The 22,352-nt window shown below is 70.0% G+C and carries 19 protein-coding genes; 11 read left to right on the top strand and 8 right to left on the bottom strand.

What is annotated here, in order from left to right; all coding sequences use genetic code 11:
- Positions 1–808: 808 nt before the first annotated feature.
- The 4 genes from KF708C_RS23810 (at position 809) to KF708C_RS23795 (ending at position 6,043) form a co-directional block, all read left to right on the top strand.
- Positions 809–1,291, top strand: a complete 483-nt coding sequence (locus KF708C_RS23810) for a DUF2147 domain-containing protein (protein ID WP_020204282.1) — start codon at positions 809–811, stop codon at positions 1,289–1,291.
- 436 nt (positions 1,292–1,727) lie between these two features.
- Positions 1,728–2,711, top strand: coding sequence for a Bug family tripartite tricarboxylate transporter substrate binding protein (locus KF708C_RS23805; protein WP_020204281.1), 984 nt, complete (start codon positions 1,728–1,730; stop codon positions 2,709–2,711).
- 347 nt (positions 2,712–3,058) lie between these two features.
- Positions 3,059–5,257, top strand: coding sequence for a TonB-dependent receptor (locus tag KF708C_RS23800; protein ID WP_029043873.1), 2,199 nt, complete (start codon positions 3,059–3,061; stop codon positions 5,255–5,257).
- 99 nt (positions 5,258–5,356) lie between these two features.
- Positions 5,357–6,043: a Fe2+-dependent dioxygenase gene (locus tag KF708C_RS23795; RefSeq protein WP_020204279.1), complete on the top strand. Its 687-nt coding sequence runs from the start codon at positions 5,357–5,359 to the stop codon at positions 6,041–6,043.
- A gap of 28 nt (positions 6,044–6,071) precedes the next feature.
- On the opposite strand, the gene KF708C_RS23790 is transcribed toward KF708C_RS23795, so the two are convergent.
- Positions 6,072–6,956: a LysR family transcriptional regulator gene (locus tag KF708C_RS23790; protein WP_020204278.1), complete on the bottom strand. Its 885-nt coding sequence runs from the start codon at positions 6,954–6,956 to the stop codon at positions 6,072–6,074.
- 146 nt (positions 6,957–7,102) lie between these two features.
- Here KF708C_RS23790 and KF708C_RS23785 point away from each other — a divergent pair, with 146 nt between their 5' ends.
- The 3 genes from KF708C_RS23785 to KF708C_RS23775 all read left to right on the top strand — a co-directional run bounded on the left by KF708C_RS23785 (position 7,103) and on the right by KF708C_RS23775 (position 9,957).
- A complete protein-coding gene (locus KF708C_RS23785) occupies positions 7,103–7,495 on the top strand; it encodes a tautomerase family protein (protein ID WP_059413497.1) in 393 nt (130 codons plus the stop codon).
- Positions 7,496–7,672: 177 nt separating this feature from the next.
- Entirely contained in the window at positions 7,673–8,506 is an 834-nt protein-coding gene (locus KF708C_RS23780) for an aldo/keto reductase (RefSeq protein WP_020204276.1), read from the top strand.
- Positions 8,507–8,556: 50 nt separating this feature from the next.
- A complete protein-coding gene (locus KF708C_RS23775) occupies positions 8,557–9,957 on the top strand; it encodes an FAD-containing oxidoreductase (protein ID WP_059413496.1) in 1,401 nt (466 codons plus the stop codon).
- 65 nt (positions 9,958–10,022) lie between these two features.
- On the opposite strand, the gene KF708C_RS23770 is transcribed toward KF708C_RS23775, so the two are convergent.
- Both KF708C_RS23770 and KF708C_RS23765 read right to left on the bottom strand, forming a co-directional pair.
- The gene (locus tag KF708C_RS23770) at positions 10,023–10,271 is read right to left on the bottom strand and encodes a DUF6388 family protein (RefSeq protein WP_020204274.1); all 249 of its coding nucleotides are present in this window, start codon (positions 10,269–10,271) and stop codon (positions 10,023–10,025) included.
- Positions 10,272–10,352: 81 nt separating this feature from the next.
- On the bottom strand, positions 10,353–10,754 hold the full coding sequence (locus tag KF708C_RS23765; RefSeq protein ID WP_059413495.1) for a hypothetical protein: 402 nt from the start codon (positions 10,752–10,754) through the stop codon (positions 10,353–10,355).
- 350 nt (positions 10,755–11,104) lie between these two features.
- Here KF708C_RS23765 and KF708C_RS23760 point away from each other — a divergent pair, with 350 nt between their 5' ends.
- Positions 11,105–11,683 carry a BPSL1445 family SYLF domain-containing lipoprotein gene (locus tag KF708C_RS23760; protein ID WP_029043872.1) on the top strand — a complete coding sequence of 193 codons (579 nt, stop codon included), beginning with the start codon at positions 11,105–11,107 and terminating at the stop codon, positions 11,681–11,683.
- A gap of 166 nt (positions 11,684–11,849) precedes the next feature.
- A complete protein-coding gene (locus KF708C_RS23755) occupies positions 11,850–12,782 on the top strand; it encodes a recombination-associated protein RdgC (RefSeq protein WP_059413494.1) in 933 nt (310 codons plus the stop codon).
- 99 nt (positions 12,783–12,881) lie between these two features.
- On the opposite strand, the gene KF708C_RS23750 is transcribed toward KF708C_RS23755, so the two are convergent.
- The gene (locus KF708C_RS23750; protein ID WP_059413493.1) at positions 12,882–13,799 is read right to left on the bottom strand and encodes a LysR family transcriptional regulator; all 918 of its coding nucleotides are present in this window, start codon (positions 13,797–13,799) and stop codon (positions 12,882–12,884) included.
- A 150-nt stretch (positions 13,800–13,949) separates the two neighbouring features.
- Here KF708C_RS23750 and KF708C_RS23745 point away from each other — a divergent pair, with 150 nt between their 5' ends.
- A complete protein-coding gene (locus KF708C_RS23745; protein ID WP_020204269.1) occupies positions 13,950–14,882 on the top strand; it encodes a DMT family transporter in 933 nt (310 codons plus the stop codon).
- 47 nt (positions 14,883–14,929) lie between these two features.
- A complete protein-coding gene (locus KF708C_RS23740; protein ID WP_059413492.1) occupies positions 14,930–15,256 on the top strand; it encodes a thioredoxin family protein in 327 nt (108 codons plus the stop codon).
- Positions 15,257–15,351: 95 nt separating this feature from the next.
- On the opposite strand, the gene KF708C_RS23735 is transcribed toward KF708C_RS23740, so the two are convergent.
- The 4 genes from KF708C_RS23735 to KF708C_RS23720 form a co-directional block, all read right to left on the bottom strand.
- Positions 15,352–16,563: a ribonucleotide-diphosphate reductase subunit beta gene (locus KF708C_RS23735; RefSeq protein ID WP_029043871.1), complete on the bottom strand. Its 1,212-nt coding sequence runs from the start codon at positions 16,561–16,563 to the stop codon at positions 15,352–15,354.
- Positions 16,564–16,638: 75 nt separating this feature from the next.
- Entirely contained in the window at positions 16,639–19,581 is a 2,943-nt protein-coding gene (locus KF708C_RS23730; protein WP_020204266.1) for a ribonucleoside-diphosphate reductase subunit alpha, read from the bottom strand.
- Between the two features lie 511 nt (positions 19,582–20,092).
- Positions 20,093–20,716: a 1,6-anhydro-N-acetylmuramyl-L-alanine amidase AmpD gene (ampD, locus tag KF708C_RS23725; RefSeq protein WP_059413596.1), complete on the bottom strand. Its 624-nt coding sequence runs from the start codon at positions 20,714–20,716 to the stop codon at positions 20,093–20,095.
- The gene (locus KF708C_RS23720; RefSeq protein ID WP_059413491.1) at positions 20,709–22,337 is read right to left on the bottom strand and encodes a sigma-54-dependent transcriptional regulator; all 1,629 of its coding nucleotides are present in this window, start codon (positions 22,335–22,337) and stop codon (positions 20,709–20,711) included. Before KF708C_RS23720 ends, ampD begins: the two co-directional genes overlap by 8 nt.
- Positions 22,338–22,352 lie beyond the last annotated feature (15 nt).

Genomic DNA, 22,352 nt, shown 5'->3' with positions numbered 1-22,352 from the left:
GCATCGGTGGCGCGCGCGTGCCACGCAACGTCGCGACGGCGCGCGACGAAGCATGCCGCGGCATCATGCGCTGCGCCTCGCCATCGCGTCTCGGCGCAGCGTCGGCGCACGCGCCGCGCGGGCACGCCGCGCGCTCGCTCGCACAGCGCGCGCAGTGATGCGTCGACGCAACGGTCTGTCCGTCTCCTTCGCGACGCGAGCACGACGAACCGGCTTCGCACATCGTCATGCGCAACGCGATTGGTGTCGGTCCGCGTCGGCGTGCATCGCTTCGTGTTCGTCTTGCCGCCGTCTTCCGCTCGCCTCCCATCCGCTGTGCCGTCGATGCGCGCCCGCCGATGAACGCATGCGCTCTCGCGACGCGAGCGCCGTCGCATCGATGCGGCCGGCGGGCGCCGCTCCGCATCCATCGGCATGCGTGCCGGCAACGGTCCGGCGACGGTCCGACTGCGCGCGGTCCGGCGCGATGTTCTCCGGCGTCGTCCGCGACGCGCGACGCGCGGCGGGCGATGCGGGCGCATGGCGCGACGAGCGCCCGCGAACGCGCCCGCGATGCCGGCGCGCGGCACGCTGCCCGCACTTGAAACGAACGCCTAGAGGATTGCTTCGGAGACCTGGAAAGAGCCGGTTTTGCTGCACGACAAAATACCCCGGGCGCCAGCAACCGCGCCGGTTTCCGGGCAGCGGCAAAGGTCCGCCTGGTGCGTGCGCAAACGGTGCCCGCGCATTGCGGCTGGCGCCCTTCGCCAGTAGATTGGCGTGACCGTGCCGCGCGGTCGCGCGCACCAACCTGAGAGAGGAGAACCCGATGCACTTTTCTGCCCCCCGACGCACCGCGCGCGCCGCCGTCACGGCGGCCCGGCTCGCCGTGCTCGCCGGCGCGCTGCTGGCCAGCGCCGCGGCACTGGCCCAGGCCTCGCCCGCCGGCTCGTGGAAGACCATCGACGACAACACCGGCAAGCCGCGCGGCCTGGTGGAGATCACCGAGAGCAACGGCGTCTACAGCGGCAGGCTGGTCAAGAGCTTCGTCGACGCGGAAGGCAAGTCCAAGGTGTGCGACAAGTGCACCGACGCGCGCCGCGACCAGCCCATCATCGGCCTGACCATCATCACCGGCGTGCGCAAGACCGGCGACAACGAATGGGGCGGCGGCGAGATCCTCGACCCCGAGAACGGCAAGGTCTACAAGACCCGCATGTCGCTCGCGGACGACGGCAACAAGCTCAACGTGCGCGGCTTCATCGGCATCAGCCTGCTGGGCCGCACCCAGACCTGGGAGCGCGAGCACTAGCGCGCCGCCCGCGCGCGCCATCGCCGCCGGCGGCCGGCATCCACGCCGCCTTTCCCGCGCCGCACTTGCGGCACTTCCCGTACCCGTCGTATCTCCCCCCCGCTTCGCGCCTCGCGCCTCGCGCTTCGCTCTGCGCATCGCACCGCGCGAAGCGCGTCGACGACGCCGCCGCGAACGACAGGCTGCACACCGCCGCGACACACCACACCACGCACCACGCGCGCATCGCCGACAATCGCGGAGACGCCGCCGCGGGTCCGCCGGCGGGTTCAGCAAATTGACAGCTTTGCTGTTTATCATCGCTCGCAGGCCGGAGCTTGCCCGCGAGAAAAAAAGCCGGGCCACGACATCCGGCATCCGGCGCGGCCGAGCGCCGGCACCCATGCCAGAGCCGGTACCAGGATCGGTACCAAGACCAAGACCATTGGAGACAACCATGCGCATTTCCACCGCCAGCCGCGCGCTGGCCCTCGCCGCGCCCGCACTGTTCGCCACGAGCCTCGCCGCGCCCGCGCGCGCCGCCGATGCCTGGCCCACGCACGTCATCAAGTTCGTGGTGCCGTTCACCGCGGGCGGCGCCAACGATCTCGTGGCGCGCGCCGCCGCCGACGCGGTCGGCAAGCGGCTCGGCCAGACCGTGGTGATCGAGAACCGTCCCGGCGCCGGCGGCGTGGTCGGCGCGGACTACGTGGCCAAGGCCAAGCCGGACGGCTACACCTTCCTGGTGGGCGCCGTGGGCACCGTCACCAACAGCCTGATCCGCACCAAGATGCCCTACGCGCCGGACGACCTGATCCCCGTGTCGCTGGTCGCGGTGAGCCCCTCGGTAATCGTGGCCTCGCCCTCGCTGCCGGTGAACAACCTCAAGGAGCTGGTGGAGTACTCGAAGAAGCAGGGCGCGGCCGGCGCCAACTTCGCCACCGCGGGCAGCGGCAGCACGCCGCACTTCGTCGAGGAGATGCTCAAGGAGAAAGGCGCGGTGCTGACCGTGGTGCCGTACAAGAGCGGCTCGGAGAGCATCACCGCCGTGATCGGCGGCCAGGTCGCGGCCACCTCGGAAGCGAGCGTGGTGGTGCTGCCCAACATCAAGGCCGGCAAGCTCAAGGCGCTGGGCGCGACCTGGGACAAGCGCATGAGCGCGGCGCCCAACATCCCGACCACCGCCGAGCAGGGCATGCCGGAAGTGCGCATCGGACACTGGGCCGGCATCTTCGCGCCCAAGGGCACCGACCCGGCCATCCTGAAGAAGATGAACGCCGAGATGAGCGCCGCCATGCAGACGCAGGAGACGCGCGACCGCCTGATCCCCAACGGCATCGAGCCGGCCGGCGGCTCGCAGGAGAGCTTCGTCGCCTTCATCAAGTCCGAGCGCGAACGGCTCGGACGGATCGCCAAGGCCGCCAATATGACGGCGGATTAAGAAAAATTTTTTTGCTGCCGCCCCGGGTGGCGGCAAATGTCTGTACCAGGCCTGCTACATGCAGGCCTTTTTTGTTTTCGGATTGAGACGCAGGCGCCGCTTTGTAAGGCATTTGTGAGCTTGTGTAACTTCATGTAATGGCTTTGTCCTTTTACAAAGACATTTAGGCATAGCGACTAATGTCTGTGATGAAAAAGCAAAGCTGAATTGCAACGCTAATCATTCGCATTTATATTCCGGCTCGCCCAACCTTTTTGCCCCCGCCGTTGGCCGAACCACAGGCATGCAACTTCCGTCCGCTGCCAGCCAGCTCGCCCCCAATGGCCGTACCGGAACCGAGAAACGACATGACCCGCCGCACTCCGATCGCGACCGCGCTGCTCGCGCTCTTTGCCACTCCCGTTGTCACCCTGGCCCAGACGGCCCCGCCCGCTCCCGCCACCGGCCAGCCTCCGGCAACGCTCAGGGAAGTGGTGATACAGGGCGGCCGCGCCACCGATGACTACGGCGCGGTGAAGAACTCGGTCAGCAAGCTGCCCGAAGACCTGCGCGACGTCCCGCAATCGGTGACGGTGGTGAACAAGGCGCTGATCGACGCGCAGGGCGCCACCTCGCTGGCCGACGCGCTGCGCAACGTGCCGGGCATCACCATCGGCGGCGCCGAGGGCGGCCAGATCGGCAACAACATCAACCTCAACGGCTTCTCCGCGCGCACCGACATCTACCTCGACGGCTTCCGCGACCGCGGCCAGTACTACCGCGACGTCTTCGCGCTGGATTCGGTCGAAGTGCTGATGGGCCCGTCGTCGATGCTGTTCGGCCGCGGCTCGACCGGCGGCGTGATCAACCAGGTCACCAAGAAGCCGTCGCTCAAGGCCGCGACCACCGTGACCGGCTCGGTCACGACCAACGGCATGGTGCGCGCCACCGCCGACGTCAACACGCCGACCGGCGACACCTCCGCGTTCCGCATCTCGGCGATGGCGCAGGACGGCAAGCCCAGCACGCGCGACGAGATGCGCGCGATGGACTTCGGCATCGCGCCGTCGTGGAAGTACGGTATCGGCACCTCCACCGAGATCACCCTGTCCGCGCTGCTGCAGCACAACGAGGACATGCCCGACTACGGCCTGCCGGCCATCAACGGCCACCCGGTCAACGTCAACCGCAACACCTACTACGGCAACAACAACGACTACACGCGCCAGGACATCGTGGCGCTGTCCGCCGGCGTCGACCACAAGTTCTCGCCGAACCTGCGCCTGCGCAACCAGACCCAGTTCAACTACGTGGAGACCGACGCGCGCGAGACCGCGCCGCAGTCGGTCGGCTCGATCGCCAACGGCGTCTACACGCCGCTGACCACCACCAACCTGCCGCTGTCGGCGCTGTTCGTGCGCCAGCAGAGCCACGACCGCAACATCCGCGACTACTCGATCTTCAACCAGACCGAGCTGACCGCCAAGTTCGAGACCGGCTTCATCAAGCACACGCTGCTGACCGGCGTGGAAATCGGCCACGACGGCTACGACAACCAGGCCTACGCGCGCGGCAACCCCGCCGGCCCGTGCAAGGGCTTCGTGGCGTGCGTGCCGGTGATCGACCCGGTCTACCAGGACTCGCCGTCGAGCGCGATCACCACGCCGGGCAACCTGCAGGGCGCCTCGGCCAACACCATCGCCGTCTACGCCAACGACTCGATCGAGTTCACCAAGCAATGGAAGCTGGTGGCCGGCCTGCGCTATGACCGCTACATCGCCAGCATCAGCAACTCCATCAACTCGCAGAACACCGCCGGCAACACCGCGCTGGCCAATGCCCAGCAGACCGTCAACTTCACCAGCGTGCGGCTGGGCGGCATCTGGCAGCCGACCGAGGCGCAGTCCTACTATGTGTCGTACGGCACCTCGTTCAACCCGTCGCTGGAGCAACTGACCGGCACCGTCGGCCAGACCAACCTCGACCCGGAAAAGAACAAGTCGTACGAGGCCGGCGGCAAGTGGGACCTGGCCGGCGGCGACCTGTCGCTGACCTCGGCCATCTTCCGCATCACCAAGGACAACGCGCGCAGCCAGATCGACGCCACCACCTACGCGCTGACCGGCAAGATCCAGGTCGACGGCGTGCGCTTCGGCGCCACCGGCCGCATCACGCCGAAGTGGCAGGTCTTCGCCGGCTACACCTACCTCAACGCGGTGATCGAGAACGGCATCGCCTCGGGCACGCAGGGCAAGATCCCGGGCAACACGCCCAAGCACACCGCCACGGCGTGGACCAGCTACAACATCCTGCCGAGCTGGGAAGTCGGCGGCGGCGCCTTCTATATGTCGCAGCGCTACGCCAACAACACCGACACCACCCAGGTCGGCGGCTTCGTGCGCTGGGACGGCATGGTGGCCTACCACCAGCCCAAGTACGACGTGCGCCTGAACCTGTTCAACATCTTCGACAAGAAGTACTACGACGCGCTGATCCAGTCCGACGGCGGCCGCTCGGTGCCGGGCACCGGCCGCACCGCCATGCTGTCGTTCACCTATCGCATGTAAGCGCAGCCATGCGCTGAGGTAAAGTGGCGTGACGTCCAGTCACGCCACGCGACGCCGCCTCCCCCGGCGGCGCCCGCGCACCACCCTGCCGAGATCGCCATGCTTGTCTGCATTCCCAAGGTCCTCAACGCGGAGCAGCTCGCCATGCTGCGCCAGCAGCTCGATTCGGCCGGCGAGGCCTGGGTCGACGGCCGCGTCACCGCCGGCTACTCCGGCGCTCCCGTCAAGTTCAACCAGCAGATCGACGAGCGCTCCGAGACGGCCGCGCAGTGCCAGCAGCTGATCCTCGCCATGCTGGAGCGCAACCCGCTGTTCATCAGCGCGGCGCTGCCCAACATCGTCTACCCTCCGATGTTCAACCGCTACGGCGAGGGCATGACGTTCGGCGCCCACGTGGACGGCAGCGTGCGCATCCACCCGCACAACGGCCGCAAGCTGCGCACCGACATCTCCGCCACGCTGTTCCTGAGCGACCCGGCCAGCTACGACGGCGGCGAGCTGCAGGTCGAGGACACCTACGGCGTGCACAGCGTCAAGCTCGAGGCCGGCGACATGGTGGTCTACCCGGCCACCAGCCTGCACCAGGTCACGCCCATCACGCGCGGCGTGCGCGTGGCCAGCTTCTTCTGGATCCAGAGCCTGATCCGCGACGACGCGCAGCGCGCGCTGCTGTTCGACCTCGACAACGCGATCCAGAAGCTGAACCAGACCGGCGCCGACGAAGGCGCGCGGCGCTCGCTGGTGGGCTGCTACCACAACCTGCTGCGCCAGTGGTCCGAGACCTGACCGCGCGCGGGTAGCGCCGCACCACCACTCAGGCGAACTGCTCGGCCAGCGCGGCGCGCACCTGCCCCACCAGCGGCGCCTCGCCGGCGCGCGCGGGCAGCAGGAAGAATTCGGCCGCCGGCAGCGCCGGCAGCCGCAGCCGGGCGGCGGTGGCGGCGTCGATGCGCGCCACGCCGGGGCCGATGGCGGACTCGTTCAGGCACGACAGGCCCAGGCCCGCCGCCAGCGCCAGTTGCAGCCCGGCCACGCCCGAGGCGGAATGCGCCACCACGTAGTCGAGCCGGCGCCGCCGCAGCATCTGCACCACGTACTGGTGCAGCGAACAGGTATCGGGCAGCAGCACCAGCGGCAGCGGCGCGTCCAGCGCCCCGCTCTCGCCCGGCGCCGCCACCCAGGCCAGCGCCTCGCGGCGCAGCACCGCGCCGCGCTCGCCGCGGCCGGCTGCCGCCTTGCGCGCGCCCGGCAGCCGCATCGACAAACCGATGTCGAACGCATCGCTCTGCGCGCCGGCCTCGATCATGCCGCTCTTCATCACGGTCACGTGCAGCCGCAGGCGGGGATAGCGCTCGCGCAGCCGGCGCAGCATGCCGGCGATCTCGCCGGGCCGGAAGTAGTCGGTCACGGCCAGCCGCAGCTCGCCGTCGAGCGTATGGCCGCGCAGGTCCTGCAAGGCCAGCTCGGACAGCGCCAGGATGCGGCGCGCGTGCGCCAGCAGGCGCAGGCCGGCCGGCGTCGGCGCCGCGCCCTGCTTGCCGCGCACCAGCAGCGGCACGCCGGCGCGCTCCTCGAGCTTGCGCAACTGCTCGCTGACCGACGACTGCGACAGGAACAGCCGCGGCGCCGCGGCGGACAGGCTGCCGGCGTCCGCCACCGTGACGAAGGTGCGTAGTTGATCGAGTTCCAGCGCGCGCATGGCGGCCTCCCGCGGGTTTCGCATATTTCGGTATTGACGATGGATGGTATCGCAAATTCCCGTTTTTCCGATGACGCGCCAAACCCTAGACTGGCATCTCCGGCAGCCCCGCCCCGGGGCCGCCTCCCAGACCCTAGGAGCCAGCCATGCCCCACATCAACCTGCAGATCTCCGGCAAGCCCGATGCCGCCCTCACCCGCCGCGCCGCCGCCGCCGTGGCCGACGTCACCCGCCGCGTGCTCGGCAAGAAGCCCGAGGTGATCGCCGTGGCCGTGCAGTACGTGGACCACGACGCCTGGATCATCGGCGGCGCGCCGCTGTCGGAGCAGGGGCGCAACGCCTTCCACCTCGACATCAGCGTGACCGACGAGACCAACACCAAGGCGGAGAAGGCGCAATTCCTGCGCGAGGCGTTCGAGGTCCTGGCCGAGCTGGTCGGCAACGTGCATCCGGTCTCGTACATCCACGTGATCGACGCGCGCGCGGCCACCTACGGCTACGGCGGCCTGACCCAGGAATACCGCTACCATCACGGTTGAGCCCGGTTGAGCCCGGTTGAGCCGGCCAAGCCCGAACGGCGCGCCTTGTGCATCGCGCCGTCCTTGGCTAGTGTGGGTGGGTAGGCCGGGCGGCGGCGCGTGCCTGCCTGCCCTGTCGTCGCCGCCGGCGCCGCCGACCGCTGTCCACCGACCGTCACACACGACCCGAGACACCGCATGAAAACCGTGAATCTGCCCGGCGGCGAAACCGTTCCCGCGCTGGGCATGGGCACCTGGAACATGGGCGAGAAGCCGGCCGCGCGCGCGGAGGAGCTCGCCACCCTGCGGCTCGGGCTGGACCTCGGCCTGCGCCTGATCGACACCGCCGAGATGTATGGCGAAGGCCGCTCGGAAGCGCTGGTCGGCGAGGCCATCGCCGGGCGCCGCGACGAGGTCTTCCTGGTCAGCAAGGTCTATCCGCACAACGCCGGCCGCAAGGACGCGGTGGCGGCCTGCGAGCGCAGCCTGCGCCGGCTCGGCACCGACCGCATCGACCTCTACCTGCTGCACTGGCGCGGCGGCGTGCCGCTGGCGGAGACCGTGGCCGCCTTCCAGGCGCTGCGGCAGGCCGGCAAGATCCGCCATTTCGGCGTCAGCAACCTCGACCTCGGCGACATGGAAGCGCTGTGGCGCGTGCCCGGCGGCGAGCAGACGGCGGTCAACCAGCTGCTCTACAACCTCACGCGGCGCGGCATCGAGTGGGACCTGCTGCCCTGGCTGCGGCGCCACCACGTGCCGCTGATGGCCTACTCGCCGGTCGAGCAGGCGGCGCTGCTGCGCAACCCGCGCCTGGCCCGCTTCGCCGAGCAGCACGGCATGAGCCCGGCCCAGGCCGCGCTGGCCTGGCTGCTGGCGCGCGACGACGTCATCGCCATCCCCAAGACCAGCCACCGCGAACGCCTGCGCGAGAACCACGGCGCGCTGGCGCGGCGGCTCTCGCCGGCGCAGCTGGCCGAGCTCGACGCCGCCTTCCCGCCGCCGCGCGGCCCGCGCCCGCTGGAAATGCTCTGATCCCCGGCACGGCGGCCCGCGCCGCCTTCGCGCCAGCCAAGGAAGCCGCCATGCCCATCGACTACGACGCCATCATCATCGGCTCCGGCCAGGCCGGCCCCTCGCTCGCCGCGCGCCTGGCCGCGGCCGGGCGCAAGGTGGCCGTGATCGAGCGCCGGGCCTTCGGCGGCACCTGCGTCAACGACGGCTGCACCCCGACCAAGGCGATGGTGGCCAGCGCATATGCCGCCCACCTGGCGCGGCGCGGCGCCGATTTCGGCGTGGCCGTGGGCGGCCCGGTCACGGTCGACATGGCGCGCGTCAAGGCGCGCAAGGACGGCATCGTCGCCCGCTCCAGCCACGGCGTGGAGGCCTGGATGCGCGGCCTGGAAAACGTCGCCGTCCATCTCGGCCACGCGCGCTTCGAGGGTCCCGACACCGTGCGCGTGGGCGAAGCCGTGCTGCGCGCGGAGCAGATCTTCATCAACGTGGGCGGGCGCGCCTCGGCCCCGCCGATGCCGGGGCTGGACCAGGTGGACTACCTCACCAACACCAGCATGATGCGGCTGGACGAACTGCCCGCGCACCTGCTGGTGGTGGGCGGCAGCTATATCGGGCTGGAGTTCGGCCAGATGTTCCGCCGTTTCGGCAGCGAAGTCACCATCGTGGAGCGCGGCCCGCGCCTGATCCCGCGCGAGGACGCGGACGTGTCGGAGGCGGTGCGCGGCATCCTCGCCGCCGAGGGCATCGGCCTGCGCCTGGACGCCGAATGCATCGCGCTGGCGCGGCGCGGCGAGCAGGTGGCGGTGACAATGGCCTGCGCGGACGGCGCGCCGGAGGTGGTGGGCTCCCACGTGCTGCTGGCCGTGGGCCGCCGCCCCAACACCGACGACCTGGGCCTGGAGCGCGCCGGCGTGGCCACCGACGCGCACGGCTACATCGAGGTGGACGACCAGTTGCGCACCAGCGTGCCGGGCATCTGGGCGCTGGGCGACTGCAACGGGCGCGGCGCCTTCACCCATACCGCCTACAACGACTTCGAGATCGTCGCCGCCAACCTGCTGGACGCGGCGCCCGGCGCGGCGCCGCGCACCGTGGGCGAGCGCATTGCGTGCTACGCGCTCTACACCGACCCGCCGCTGGGCCGCGCCGGCATGACCGAGCAGCAGGCGCGCGCGTCCGGCCGCCGCGTGCTGGTGGGCATGCGCCCGATGACGCGCGTGGCCCGCGCCGTGGAGAAAGGCGAGACGCAGGGCTTCATGAAGATCCTGGTCGATGCCGACAGCCGCGAGATCCTGGGCGCGGCGGTGCTGGGCGTGGGTGGCGACGAGGTCATCCACGGCGTGCTCGACACCATGTACGCGCGCGCGCCCTACACCGTGCTGCAGCGCGCCGTGCATGTCCATCCCACGGTGTCCGAGCTGGTGCCGACCATGCTCGGCGAGCTGCGCCCGCTGGCGCCGGCGGCCTGAAGGCGGTGGACCAAGGCTAACGTGTCGCTGGCGAGTGGTGATGCCGGACAGGCGCCGGCGGCGGCTCAGCGGCGCGGCGCCGGCGCCGCGCGCTCGCCCAGGTAGACCAGCAGCAGCTCGGCGGCGGTCATGCGCCGCTGCCGCGCCTCGCGGCCGATGGCGCGCTCGAGCTCGTCGCGCTGGAAGGCCTCCACGCTCATGCCGGCCGCGCGCGCGTGGCGCTCGGTGATGGCCTTGAGCAGCGACACCACCTCCGGGTTGTCGGCGAGGAAGCGCTCGTGGGCAAGCTGGAGGCGTTCGGGAGAGAGAGTCATCGGCAATGGCCGCAATGGCCGCAATGGAGTGAGGAAGGCATGCCCGCGCATTACACCACAGCGGCGGCGCGCCGGCCGCGGCTAGCGCAGGCCGGCGTTGTAGCGCTCCCGCTCGACATAGCGGACCAGGTAGGCGCGGGTCTTGGCCTCGGCGTCGCGGGCGAGGCGGTCGGCGGCCTGGCGCGCGCTGTCGTGGCCGTGCGAGGACACCATCTGCGCATCGAGGTAGTCGCGGAACGCGCCGCGCATGGCGTCGAGCCTGGACTGGCACGCCTTGAGCGCGGCGCCGGCCAGGTCCTGCGGCGAGCCGCGGCCGGGCAGGCCGGCGTCGGCCTGTTCCCGCGCGCAGTTGGTGTAGTCCGCGCGCAGTGACTGCCACTGCGCATTGGCCTGCTCCTGGGCCTGGGGATCGGCTGCGGGCGGGCGCGAAGCGCAGGCGGCGGCCAGCAGGGTGACGGGGATGAGGGCGAGAACGGATTTCATGCTTCATGGACCGGCGCGGCGCCGCGGGGTTCCTGCCCGCGCGGACAGGCGGCGGATGGATGGCGGACAGGCGGCGAACGGGCCGCAAACTGCCGCACACCGCCGCCGCTTTGTAGGACGGTCCCGCCGCAAATTGCAGTTTCGTCCTACACCGCTTGCGCCGCTTGCCTTGTATATTTCTCCAGAAACGCAGAGGTTTGGACGGCACGCCGGGAAAAGCCAACGCCGCATGTTCGGGCGCGATTCACATTTCTACAAGTGCCGATTACGCCTATCCTTGAGCACGGGGAGTGCGCGGTTCGCTCCGGGGTATGGACGCAGTGTGAGGTAAAACAATCAGGAGAGTGAGTATGGAACGCAGATCGTTTCTGACGGCTGGGGCAGGACTGATAGTGGCTTCTTCGGGCTTGCTGGGCGCCTGCACCACCACGCCGAGCGCGCCCACCGACAAGGCGGCCAAGCGCCGCGAGATCGATGGCGGCGTGGATGGCGCCCTCAACAAGCTGTACGCCACGGCGGGCAGCTCGCGCCAGCTCGCCAACCGCGCGCGCGGCATCCTGGTGTTCCCCAACACGCTGTCGGCCGGCTTCGTGATCGGCGGCGAGTACGGCGACGGCGCGCTGCGCACGGGCGGCGCCACGCGCGGCTACTACCGCATCATCTCGGGTTCGGTGGGCTGGCAGATCGGCGCGCAGTCCAAGGCCATCATCCTGATGTTCATGACCCAGGACGCGCTCGACAAGTTCGTCAACAGCAGCGGCTGGACCGTGGGCGGCGACGCCACCGTGGCGCTGGCCACCATCGGCGCCAACGGCACCATCGACACCAACACCGCCCAGCAGCCGATCGTCGGCTTCGTCGTGACCAACGCCGGCCTGATGGCGGGCCTGTCGCTGGAAGGCTCGAAGATCAGCAAGCTCGACATCTGAGCCAGCGGCGCGGACGGGGCCGGGCTGCCACAGGGCAGCCCGGCCCCTTTGCTTTCCTGCGCGCCGCTTCCGCGTTGCCCCGCGGCGTCCCGCGCGGGCGCTTCACGCATTGTTACCGCATCGGTCACGCTAACCGGCTAGAATCGGTCCCTTTGGCCGAATTCCCATGTGGTTCAAGAACCTCCAGTTGCACCGCCTGTCCGCGCCGTGGACCCTTGCCGCCGACGAAGTCGAGGCCGGCCTCGCGCGCCACGCCTTCTTCCCGGGCACCAGCCTGGAAATGCAGACCCAGGGCTGGGCCTCCCCGCGTGAAAACGGCGCGCTGGTCCACCTGGTCGGCAAGCAGATGCTGCTGACCCTGCGCACCGAGAAGAAGCTCCTGCCCACCACCGTGGTCAACCAGGTCACCAAGGCGCGCGCCGCCGAGATCGAGGAGCAGCAGGGCTTCAAGCCCGGCCGCAAGCAGATGCGCGAGCTCAAGGAACAAGTCACCGAGGAACTGCTGCCGCGCGCCTTCAGCATCCGCCGCGACACGCGCGTGTGGATCGACCCGGTCAACGGCTGGCTGGCCATCGACGCCGCCGCCCCGACCAAGGCCGACGAAGTGCGCAGCCTGCTGTTCAAGTCGATCGACCCGCTGCCGCTGGAAACGCTGCAGGTCAACCTGTCGCCGGTGGCCGCCATGACCGAGTGGCTGTCCAGCGACACGGCGCCGGCCGGCTTCACCGTGGACCAGGAGATCGAGCTGCAGTCCAGCGCCGAGAGCAAGGCCACCGTGCGCTACGTGCGCCACCCGCTCGACCCCGAGGACCTGCGCCGCCACATCGCCGCCGGCAAGCGCTGCACGCGCCTGGCGATGACCTGGAACGACCGCGTCTCCTTCGTGCTGACCGAATCGCTGGCGGTCAAGCGCGTGGCCCCGCTGGACGTCATCAAGGAGCAGGCCGATCCGAGCGCGCGCGACGAGGACGAGCGCTTCGACGGCGACTTCGCCATGATGGCGGGCGAGCTGGCCGGCCTGCTGGCCGACCTGACCGCGGCGCTCGGCGGCGAGCGCAAGACCGCCGAGGCCGCCGGCAGCGAGCGCAAGGCCGCCTGAGGCGACGATCCGCCGGCGCGCGGCGCGGCAATGCCGCACGGGCGGCCGGCCGGGAAACCGCGGGGAAGCGCGGCTCGGGAAAGCTCGGGAAAGCGTGGCTCAGCCGGCCCCGAGGTGCGCGGCCAGGTAGTCGATCAGCACGCGCACCTTGGGCGGCAGGAAGCGGTTGGGCGGATACAGCAGCCACACCGGCCCGACGTAGGCGCGCGCCTGCAACTCCCAGTCGGCCAGCACGCGCACCAGCGTGCCGTCGCGCAGCGCCCCGGCGGCGGCGAACTCCGGCAGCGCGGCGATGCCCAGGTCCTGCTGGGCGGCCTCCAGCCGCGCGCCGGCATGGTTGGCGATATAGCGTCCCCTCACCTCCACCGCATGGACCTGCCCGTCGCGGCGCAGGCGCCAGCGGTTGTCGTCGGCGGTCTCGCCGAGATAGAGGCAGTCGTGCCGCGCCAGCTCGCGCGGATGCGCGGGCGTGCCGCGCGCGCGCAGGTAGGCCGGCGACGCGCACAGCACCCAGCGCACCGCGCCGAGCCGCCGCCCCGCCAGCCCGGGCGGCGGCTGCCCGGTCAGCCGGATCACCAGGTCGAGGTCGTGCTCGAGCGGATCGACCTCGTGGTCGGTGAACACCAGCCGCAGGTCGATGCCGTCGTGCGCGCGCAGGAAGCCCGGCACGAGCGGGTGGATCACCGTCTTGGCGAACGCGGTCGGCGCGCTCACGCTGACCGTGCCCTGCGGCCGCGCCGCCAGCTGGCCGGCGGCATCCACGGCGCCGGAGGCCGCGCTCACCATGTCGCGGCAATGGCGGTACACCTGCGCGCCCGACTCCGTCATGCGCAGCTTGCGCGTGGAGCGCTCCAGCAGGCGCGTGGCCAGCGCCTCCTCCAGCCGCTTGATCTGGCGGCTCACCGTCGACGGCGTGCTGCCCAGCTGGCGCGCGGCGAGCGAGAAATTGCCGGCGTCCACCACGCGCGCGAACACCGCCATGTCGGGCAGCAGGGCAAGGAAATCGGTCGGGTTCATCGGCACTCCGGCACGGCGGCGGTGGCGGGCGGGTAGCGCCCGGATCTATGCATCGGCGACATGAAAGCTGTGCACGCAGACCCGATTATCAGCGCCCGCGCAAAACCGGACAATGTCTCTTCCGCCCTCCCTGCCATCCCGGAACCGACCATGCCCACCCCGACCTCCTCCAGACGCCTGCTGATGCTGTCCGACCTCATGCTGCTCGCCGTCGCCATCGTGTGGGGCAGCAGCTACGGCGTGGTCAAGGGCGCGCTGGCCTTCTACCCGGTGCTGGGGCTGCTGGCCCTGCGCTTCGGCATCACCTTCGTGCTGCTCAGCCCGGCGCTGGCCGCGCTGCGCCACGCCGACCGCGCCGCCCTGCGCGGCGTGCTCGGCACCGGCGTGCTGCTGCTCGGCATCTTCCTGTGCGAGACCTTCGGCGTGCTGCTCACGCGCGCGGCCAACGCGGCCTTCCTCATCAGCCTGTGCGTGGTGCTCACGCCGCTGGTGGAATGGCTGCTGCTCAAGCGCCGCCCGGCGCGCCTCGAATGGGCCGCGGTGGCGCTCTCGCTGGCGGGCGCCTGGCTGCTGGCCGGCGACGGCGCGCTCGCCTTCAATCCCGGCGACGCGCTGATCCTGGCCGCCGCGGCGCTGCGCGCGCTGATCGTCTGCGCGACCAAGCGCGTCATGCGCGCCGCGCCGCTGCCGGCGCTGACGGTGACCGCGGTGCAGTCCGGCGTGGTAGCCGGCGGCAGCGCCGCGGTGGCGCTGGCGCTGATGCCGGCGCAGTGGCAGCCGCTGCCCGCGCTGGCCGGCCACGGCGCGTTCTGGGGCAGCGTGATCTACCTGGTGCTGGCCTGCACGCTGTTCGCCTTCTTCGCGCAGAACTACGCCATCCGGCGCAGCAGCCCCACGCGCGTGGCGCTGCTGATGGGCAGCGAGCCGGCCTTCGGCGCGCTGTTCGCCAGCCTCTGGCTGGGCGAGCGGATTTCCGCCACGGCCTGGGCCGGCGGCGGCCTGATCGTGGCGGCGTCGCTGCTGGCGACGGTGCGGTTCGGCAAGGCGGAGCCCGCGCTCGCCGCGCCGCCGGCACAGGCCTGAGCGCCATCGGCTAAGCTTGCCGCTACCACCGGCCAGGAGACGCCAGCATGACGATGACCGAGCAATATGCCGCGCACGAACCCGCGCGCGCCGAGATCGACGCCCTCCGCGGCCCCGCGCTGATCGAGTTCGGCGCGCCCTGGTGCGGCTACTGCCTGCGCGCCCAGCCGCACCTGGCGCGCGCGCTGCAGGCCTACCCCGGCGTGCGCCACGTCAAGGTCGAGGACGGCAGCGGCCGGCCGCTGGGGCGCTCGTTCCGCGTCAGGCTGTGGCCCACGCTGGTGTTCCTGCGCGACGGCGTGGAAGTGGCGCGGCTGGTGCGCCCGGACGGCGCCGAGGCCATCGAGAAGGCGCTGCGGCAGATCGGCGGCTGACGGCCGCGCGCGGCCGGCGCGGACAAAAAAAAGCCCCGCATGCCACAGGCATGGGGGGCTTGTCGGCAGTTGCCGGGCGACGGCCCGGCAGCGCCTCAGTCCCAGCTCAGCGCGCCGCCGGTCTGGTACTCGATCACGCGCGTCTCGAAGAAGTTGCGTTCCTTCTTCAGGTCGATCATCTCGCTCATCCACGGGAACGGGTTTTCCTCGTTCGGGAACATCTGCTCCAGGCCGATCTGCTGGCAGCGGCGGTTGCAGATGAAGCGCAGGTAGCCCTTGAACATCGGCGCGTTCAGGCCCAGCACGCCGCGCGGCATGGTGTCCTCGGCGTAGCGGTATTCCAGGTCCACGGCCTTCTTGAACAGTTCGGTGAGCTCGGCCTTGAACTCGGCGGTCCACAGGTGCGGGTTCTCGAGCTTGATCTGGTTGATCAGGTCGATGCCGAAATTGCAGTGCAGCGACTCGTCGCGCAGGATGTACTGGTACTGCTCGGCGGCGCCGGTCATCTTGTTCTGGCGGCCCATCGCCAGGATCTGCGTGAAGCCGACGTAGAAGAACAGGCCTTCCATGATGCAGGCGAACACGATCAGCGACTTGAGCAGCTTCTGGTCGTTCTCGGGCGTGCCGGTCTTGAACGACGGATCGGTCAGCGTGTCGATGAACGGGATCAGGAACTCGTCCTTGTCGCGGATCGACTGCACCTCGTGGTACGCATTGAAGATCTCGGCTTCGTTGAGGCCGAGCGACTCCACGATGTACTGGTAGGCGTGCGTGTGGATCGCTTCCTCGAAGGCCTGGCGCAGCAGGTACTGGCGGCATTCCGGCGCGGTGATCTGGCGGTAGGTGCCCAGCACGATGTTGTTGGCGGCCAGCGAGTCGGCGGTGACGAAGAAGCCGAGGTTGCGCTTGATGATGCGGCGCTCGTCCTCGGTCAGGCCGTTCGGGTCCTTCCACAGCGCGATGTCGCGCGACATGTTGATTTCCTGCGGCATCCAGTGGTTGGCGCAGCCGGCCAGGTATTTTTCCCAGGCCCACTTGTACTTGAACGGCACCAGCTGGTTGACGTCGGTCGAGCCGTTGATCACGCGCTTGTCGGCCACGTTGACGCGGCGGTCGCTCTGCACGGCGGCGGCGTTCGCATGGTTGCCGAGGATGCCCGCGCCGGCCGGCTGGGTGGCGGCGGGCGGCAGCACGCCTTGCTGGTCGGCGCCGAGGCCGGCTTGCAGGGCGGGTTGGGAAGCGGGTTGGGGAGCAGGCTGCGGTGCGGCCTGCGGAGTGGCTTGAACGTCGTCGTCCCAGCTCAGCATGATGTGGTTCTCCGTGAAATTCTTCAGTGGGCCGCACCCGCGGCCCACTCTGGGCTTACGGGGGCGGCTTTCAGCTTACTGGCAGGCTTCGCACTCTTCGAAGCCGGGGTCGCCCGGGCGCATCGTGCAGACCGCGCCTTCGGCTTCCGGCATGACCGGCGCCGAGGCCGCCGCGCGGTCCAGGCCGGAGGCGGCCAGGCCGCCGTCGCTGCCCGACGACACGGCGTTGAGCGAGCCGCGCGACACGGTGGATTTCTCCACGTGCGTGGCCGCCATGGTGCGCAGGTAGTACGTGGTCTTCAGGCCGCGCAGCCAGGCTTGCTTGTAGGTGTCGTCCAGCTTCTTGCCCGAGGCGCCGGCCATGTAGATGTTCAGCGACTGGGCCTGGTCGATCCACTTCTGGCGGCGGCTGGCCGCTTCCACCAGCCAGCTCGGCTCGACTTCGAACGCGGTGGCGTAGATGTCGCGCAGGTCCTGCGGGATGCGGTCGATGCGCGACAGCGAGCCATCGAAGTACTTCAGGTCGGCGACCATGACCTCGTCCCACAGGCCGCGCGCCTTGAGGTCGCGCACCAGGTAGTCGTTGACCACGGTGAACTCGCCCGACAGGTTGGACTTCACGTACAGGTTCTGGAAGGTCGGCTCGATGCAGGCCGACACGCCGATGATGTTCGAGATGGTCGCGGTCGGGGCGATCGCGATGCAGTTCGAGTTGCGCATGCCGTGCTGCTTGATGCGCGCGCGCAGGCCGGTCCAGTCCATCGACGAGGACATGTCGACTTCCAGGTAGCCGCCGCGCTCCTCGGCCAGCAGCTTGAGCGAGTCCTGCGGCAGGATGCCGCGGTCCCACAGCGAGCCGTCATAGCTGCTGTAGCGGCCGCGCTCCTCGGCCAGCTCGGTCGAGGCCAGGTAGGCGTAGTAGCACACCGCTTCCATCGAGGTGTCGGCGAACTTGACGGCCGCGTCGCTGGCGTACGGCAGGCGCAGCACGTGCAGGCAGTCCTGGAAGCCCATGATGCCCATGCCGACCGGACGGTGGCGCAGGTTGGAGTTCTTGGCCTTGTCGACCGCGTAGTAGTTGATGTCGATCACGTTGTCGAGCATGCGCATGGCGGTGCGGATGGTCTTCTCGAGCTTGGCGTGGTCGAGCACCTGGGTGCCGTCGGCCTGCTGCTTCAGGTGCGCCACCAGGTTCACCGAACCCAGGTTGCACACGGCGATCTCGCTCTCGTTGGTGTTGAGCGTGATTTCCGTGCACAGGTTGGAGCTGTGCACCACGCCCACGTGCTGCTGCGGGCTGCGGATGTTGCACGGATCCTTGAAGGTGATCCACGGGTGGCCGGTCTCGAACAGCATGCCCAGCATCTTGCGCCACAGCTGCATGGCGGGGATCTTCTTGAACAGCTTGAGCTCGCCGCTGGCGGCCTTGGCTTCGTAGCCGAGGTAGGCGGCCTCGAAGGCGCGGCCGACCTTGTCGTGCAGGTCCGGGCAGGTGGCCGGCGAGAACAGTGTCCATTCGCCGTTTTCCATCACGCGCTTCATGAACAGGTCGGGAATCCAGTTCGCCGTGTTCATGTCGTGGGTGCGGCGGCGGTCGTCGCCGGTGTTCTTGCGCAGCTCGAGGAATTCCTCGATGTCCAGGTGCCAGGTTTCCAGGTACGCGCACACCGCGCCCTTGCGCTTGCCGCCCTGGTTGACCGCCACGGCGGTGTCGTTGACCACCTTGAGGAACGGCACCACGCCCTGCGACTTGCCGTTGGTGCCCTTGATGTGCGAGCCGAGCGCGCGCACGTTGGTCCAGTCGTTGCCCAGGCCGCCGGCGAACTTGGACAGCAGCGCGTTTTCCTTGAGCGCCTCGTAGATGCCTTCGAGGTCGTCCGACACGGTGGTCAGGTAGCACGACGACAGCTGCGAGCGGCGCGTGCCCGCGTTGAACAGGGTCGGCGTGGACGACATGAAGTCGAACGACGACAGCAGCTGGTAGAACTCGATGGCGCGGCCTTCGCGGTCCTTCTCGCCCAGCGCCAGGCCCATCGCCACGCGCATGAAGAAGGCCTGCGGCATTTCGATGCGCGTCTCGTCGATGTGCAGGAAATAGCGGTCGTACAGGGTCTGCAGGCCGAGGTAGTTGAACTGGAAGTCGCGCTGGGCGTCCAGCGCGGCGCCCAGGCGGGCCAGGTCGAAGGTGGCCAGCTTTTCGTCGAGCAGCTCGGCTTCGATGCCGCGCGCGATGAACTTGGGGAAGTAGTCGGCGTAGCGCGACACCATCTCGGTCTGGGTCACTTCGGTGCCCAGGATTTCCTTGCGGATGGTGTGCAGCAGGATGCGCGCGGTGACCTGGCTGTAGGCCGGGTCCTTCTCGATCAGGGTACGCGCGGCCAGGATGGCCGAGTCGTAGACCTGGGTCATGGGCACGCCGTCGTACAGGTTCTTCAGCGTTTCCCGGAGGATCGGCTCGGCGCTGACGGCGTCGCCGAGGCCCGAGCAGGCGTTGTCGATCAGCGCGTGCAGCGAGCTCACGTCGAGCACGCGGGCCACGCCGCCGTCGCTCACGTTGAAGGTGGCGCCGCCTTCCTGCACGCGGGCAACCGCCTGGGCATTGGCCTGGGCGCGTTCCTGGGTGCGCTTCTCGCGGTACAGCACGTAGGAGCGGGCCACTTCATGCTCGCCCGAGCGCATCAGCGCCAGCTCGACGTGGTCCTGCACGTCCTCGATATGGAAGGTGCCGCCGCTCGGGCGGCTGCGCAGCAGCGCGCGCACCACGTTCTGGGTGACGAGCTCGACCACTTCGCGCACGCGCGCGGAAGCGGCGCCCTGCCCGCCGTTGACGGCCAGGAAGGCCTTGGTCACGGCCACCGAGATCTTGCTCGGCTCGAACGCCACCACGGCGCCGTTGCGGCGGATGATCTTGTAGTCCTGGTAGTTGCCAGCGCCGGCAGCAGCGGGGCTCGACTGCGGGTTGGCTGCGACACCGGCGGCGACGGCGCCGGTGGAAAATTCGTTCTGGGCTGTCTGCATGAGGAACTCCTGTTCTTACCCGTGTTTTATGAGTGACAAAGAGTCCCGAGCAAAAAACCGCAAGATGGAACGGCTCGCCCGGCCCTGACCGGCCGGGGCGAACTGCATTGCTGGATTCTGCTGGGACTCTTGTGACGCGCCAGTCCTCGGGCGGACCGCACGCTACGCGCTGTCGCGCCGCGGCGGTAACTGCACACCTAGGCTGGCTCCCCGAAAAGCACCACTAGATATAGTGGTCGATGCGAAAAACTGGACTAAGTATAGTGAAATGAAGCGGCTTGACCAGTCTTGACAAGCGCCTTTTTGAAGCGGAGCCGGTGGCGGCGGGGGCATGCGGTCCCGCACCAAACCCGCCAGCCCAAGAGACGCAAGGGATCCCGCCCGGCGGTACGTTACCGCACCATGAAAAGAAATTTTTTCGATTGCCCGGGCCGCTTCGATAGGGGCCGGACTTTATCAGGGTTTTCCCTTGCCCGCTCGATCCCCCCAGAACGCGCGGCGCGGGCTTGCCTCAGGACCGCCCTTTGCGGTAGGGCAGCATCCCGGAAGCCAGGCCGGCGGCCGCCGCGAAGGCCGCCCAGTCGAAATGCGGGCCCGGATCGGTCTTGCGCCCCGGGGCGATGTCGCTGTGCCCGGCCAGCGCGCGCACCGGGTAGGCGGCGAGCAGCGCACGCGCCAGCGCCGCGGCGGTGTGGTATTGCGCCAACGTGAACGGCTGGTCGTCGCTGCCTTCGATCTCGATGCCGATGGAAAAGTCGTTGCAGCGCGGCCGGCCGAGGAACTCGGACTGCCCCGCGTGCCACGCGCGGTCCAGGCAGGACACGAACTGCACCAGCTCGCCGGTGCGCGTCACCAGGAAATGCGCCGAGACACGCACCTCGTGGATGGTGGCGAAGAACGGATGGCGCGACGGGTCGAGCCGGTTCTGGAAGAAGGCCTCGATGTCGCCGCTGCCGAACTGGCCGGGCGGCAGGCTGATGTTGTGGATCACCACCAGGTCCACCGGCAGGCCGGCCGGGCGCGCGTCGAAGTTGGGCGACGGCACGCGGCGCGCGGCCGGCACCCAGCCTGCGGGGTCGGGGCGGAAGGCGGCCGGGGCGGAAGGCACGGCGGCGCCGTGGACGTGCTCAGGCATCGCGCCCTCCGTGGGCGGCGGCATCCAGGCCCTCGCCGCCGGCGTCGTCGGCGGCATCCTCGCGGCCTTCGCGGATGCCCAGCTGCTGGATGCGGTAGCGCAGCTGGCGGAAGCTCAGGCCCAGCAGCGGCGCCGCCGCGGTGCGGTTGAAGCCGGTCTGCTGCAGGGCCTGCAGGATGAGGTCGCGCTCGAGCGCTTCCAGGCGGCCGGGCAGGTCGATCGGAAAGGTGACGCGGCCGGCCTCGCCGGCGGCGTCGCCCGGCGCCGGTTCACCGTACCCGCCGTGTGCGTCGAGCGCCTCGGCGCGGCCGGCGTAGCGGGCGTCGGACGGGACGCCGGGCGCGGCGGCGGCCGGCGGCGGGCTGCCCGCGGGCGCGCCGGCGTAGGCGCCGCCGGGCGGCGCCGCGCCGGGCTCCAGCGGGCCGAGGTCGTCCACCTCGATGGCGTCGCCCTCGGCGAAGGCGTAGGCGCGCTCGAGCAGGTTCTCCAGCTCGCGCACGTTGCCCGGGAACGGATATTCCGCCAGGCGCTGCTGCGCCGCCGTCGACAGCCGCTTGGGGTGGCGGTCGCCGTAGCGCACCGCGAGGTGCTCCAGGATGGCGCCGGCCAGCACCGGCAGGTCCTCGCGCCGCTCGCGCAGCGTGGGCATGCGCAGCGCCAGCACGTTGAGCCGGTAGAACAGGTCCTGGCGGAACTGGCCGGCGGCCACCATCGCAGCCAGGTCCTTGTGGCTGGCGCACAGCACGCGCACGTCGACGTTTTCCTCGCGGCTGGCGCCGATCTTGCGCACGCGCCGCTCCTGCAGCACGCGCAGCAGCTTGACCTGCATGGCCAGCGGCAGGTCGGCCACCTCGTCGAGCAGCAGCGTGCCGCCGTGGGCGGCCTGGAAGAAGCCGCCGCGCTCGGCGTCGGCGCCGGTGAAGGCGCCCTTGACGTAGCCGAAGAACTCGGACTCCATCAGCGTCTCGGGGATGGCGCCGCAGTTGACCGCCACGAACGGGTGCGACGCGCGCGTGCTGATGGCGTGGATGGCGCGCGCCGCGCGCTCCTTGCCGCTGCCCGATTCGCCGCTGATGACGATCGGCGCCATGCTGCGCGCCAGCCGCGACAGCGAGCGGCGCACCTCGTGCATGGCCGCCGAATGCCCGGGCAGCAGGTTGACGGCGCGGTCCGCGGTGCCGGCCGCGGCGCCGCCCTCACCGCCCTCGCTGCCGTCGCCGCCCTCGGCCGGGTCGCGCTGCTGGCGCCCCAGCGCGTTGAGGATCAGGCTGCGCAGCTGGTCCAGCGAGACCGGCTTGGCGATGTAGTCGAAGGCGCCGGCCTTGAGCGCCTCGACCGCGTTGTCGGCGCTGCCGTAGGCGGTGATCACCGCCACCGGCACGCGCTCGGGCGCGCTCGAGAGCTGGCGCACGATGTCGATGCCCTGGCCGTCGCCGAGGCGCATGTCGGTCAGCACCAGGCTGTAGCGGCGCGCCGCGAGCTGCGCGCGCGCCTCGGCCAGCGAGCCCGCCAGCACCACGTCGTGGCCCATGCGGCGGATCGAGATGTCGAGCAGTTCTCGCAGGTCGGCCTCGTCGTCGATGACGAGGATCGGATCTGGGCCTGGCGTCTTGAGGGACATGGGTCTGGCGCGGTG

It is taken from the genome of Cupriavidus basilensis, assembly GCF_000876015.1.
GTDB classification, from domain to species: Bacteria; Pseudomonadota; Gammaproteobacteria; order Burkholderiales; family Burkholderiaceae; genus Cupriavidus; species Cupriavidus basilensis_B.
Note: the sequence above shows the minus strand (reverse complement) of the source record. Positions and strands in the feature narration are given on the sequence as shown.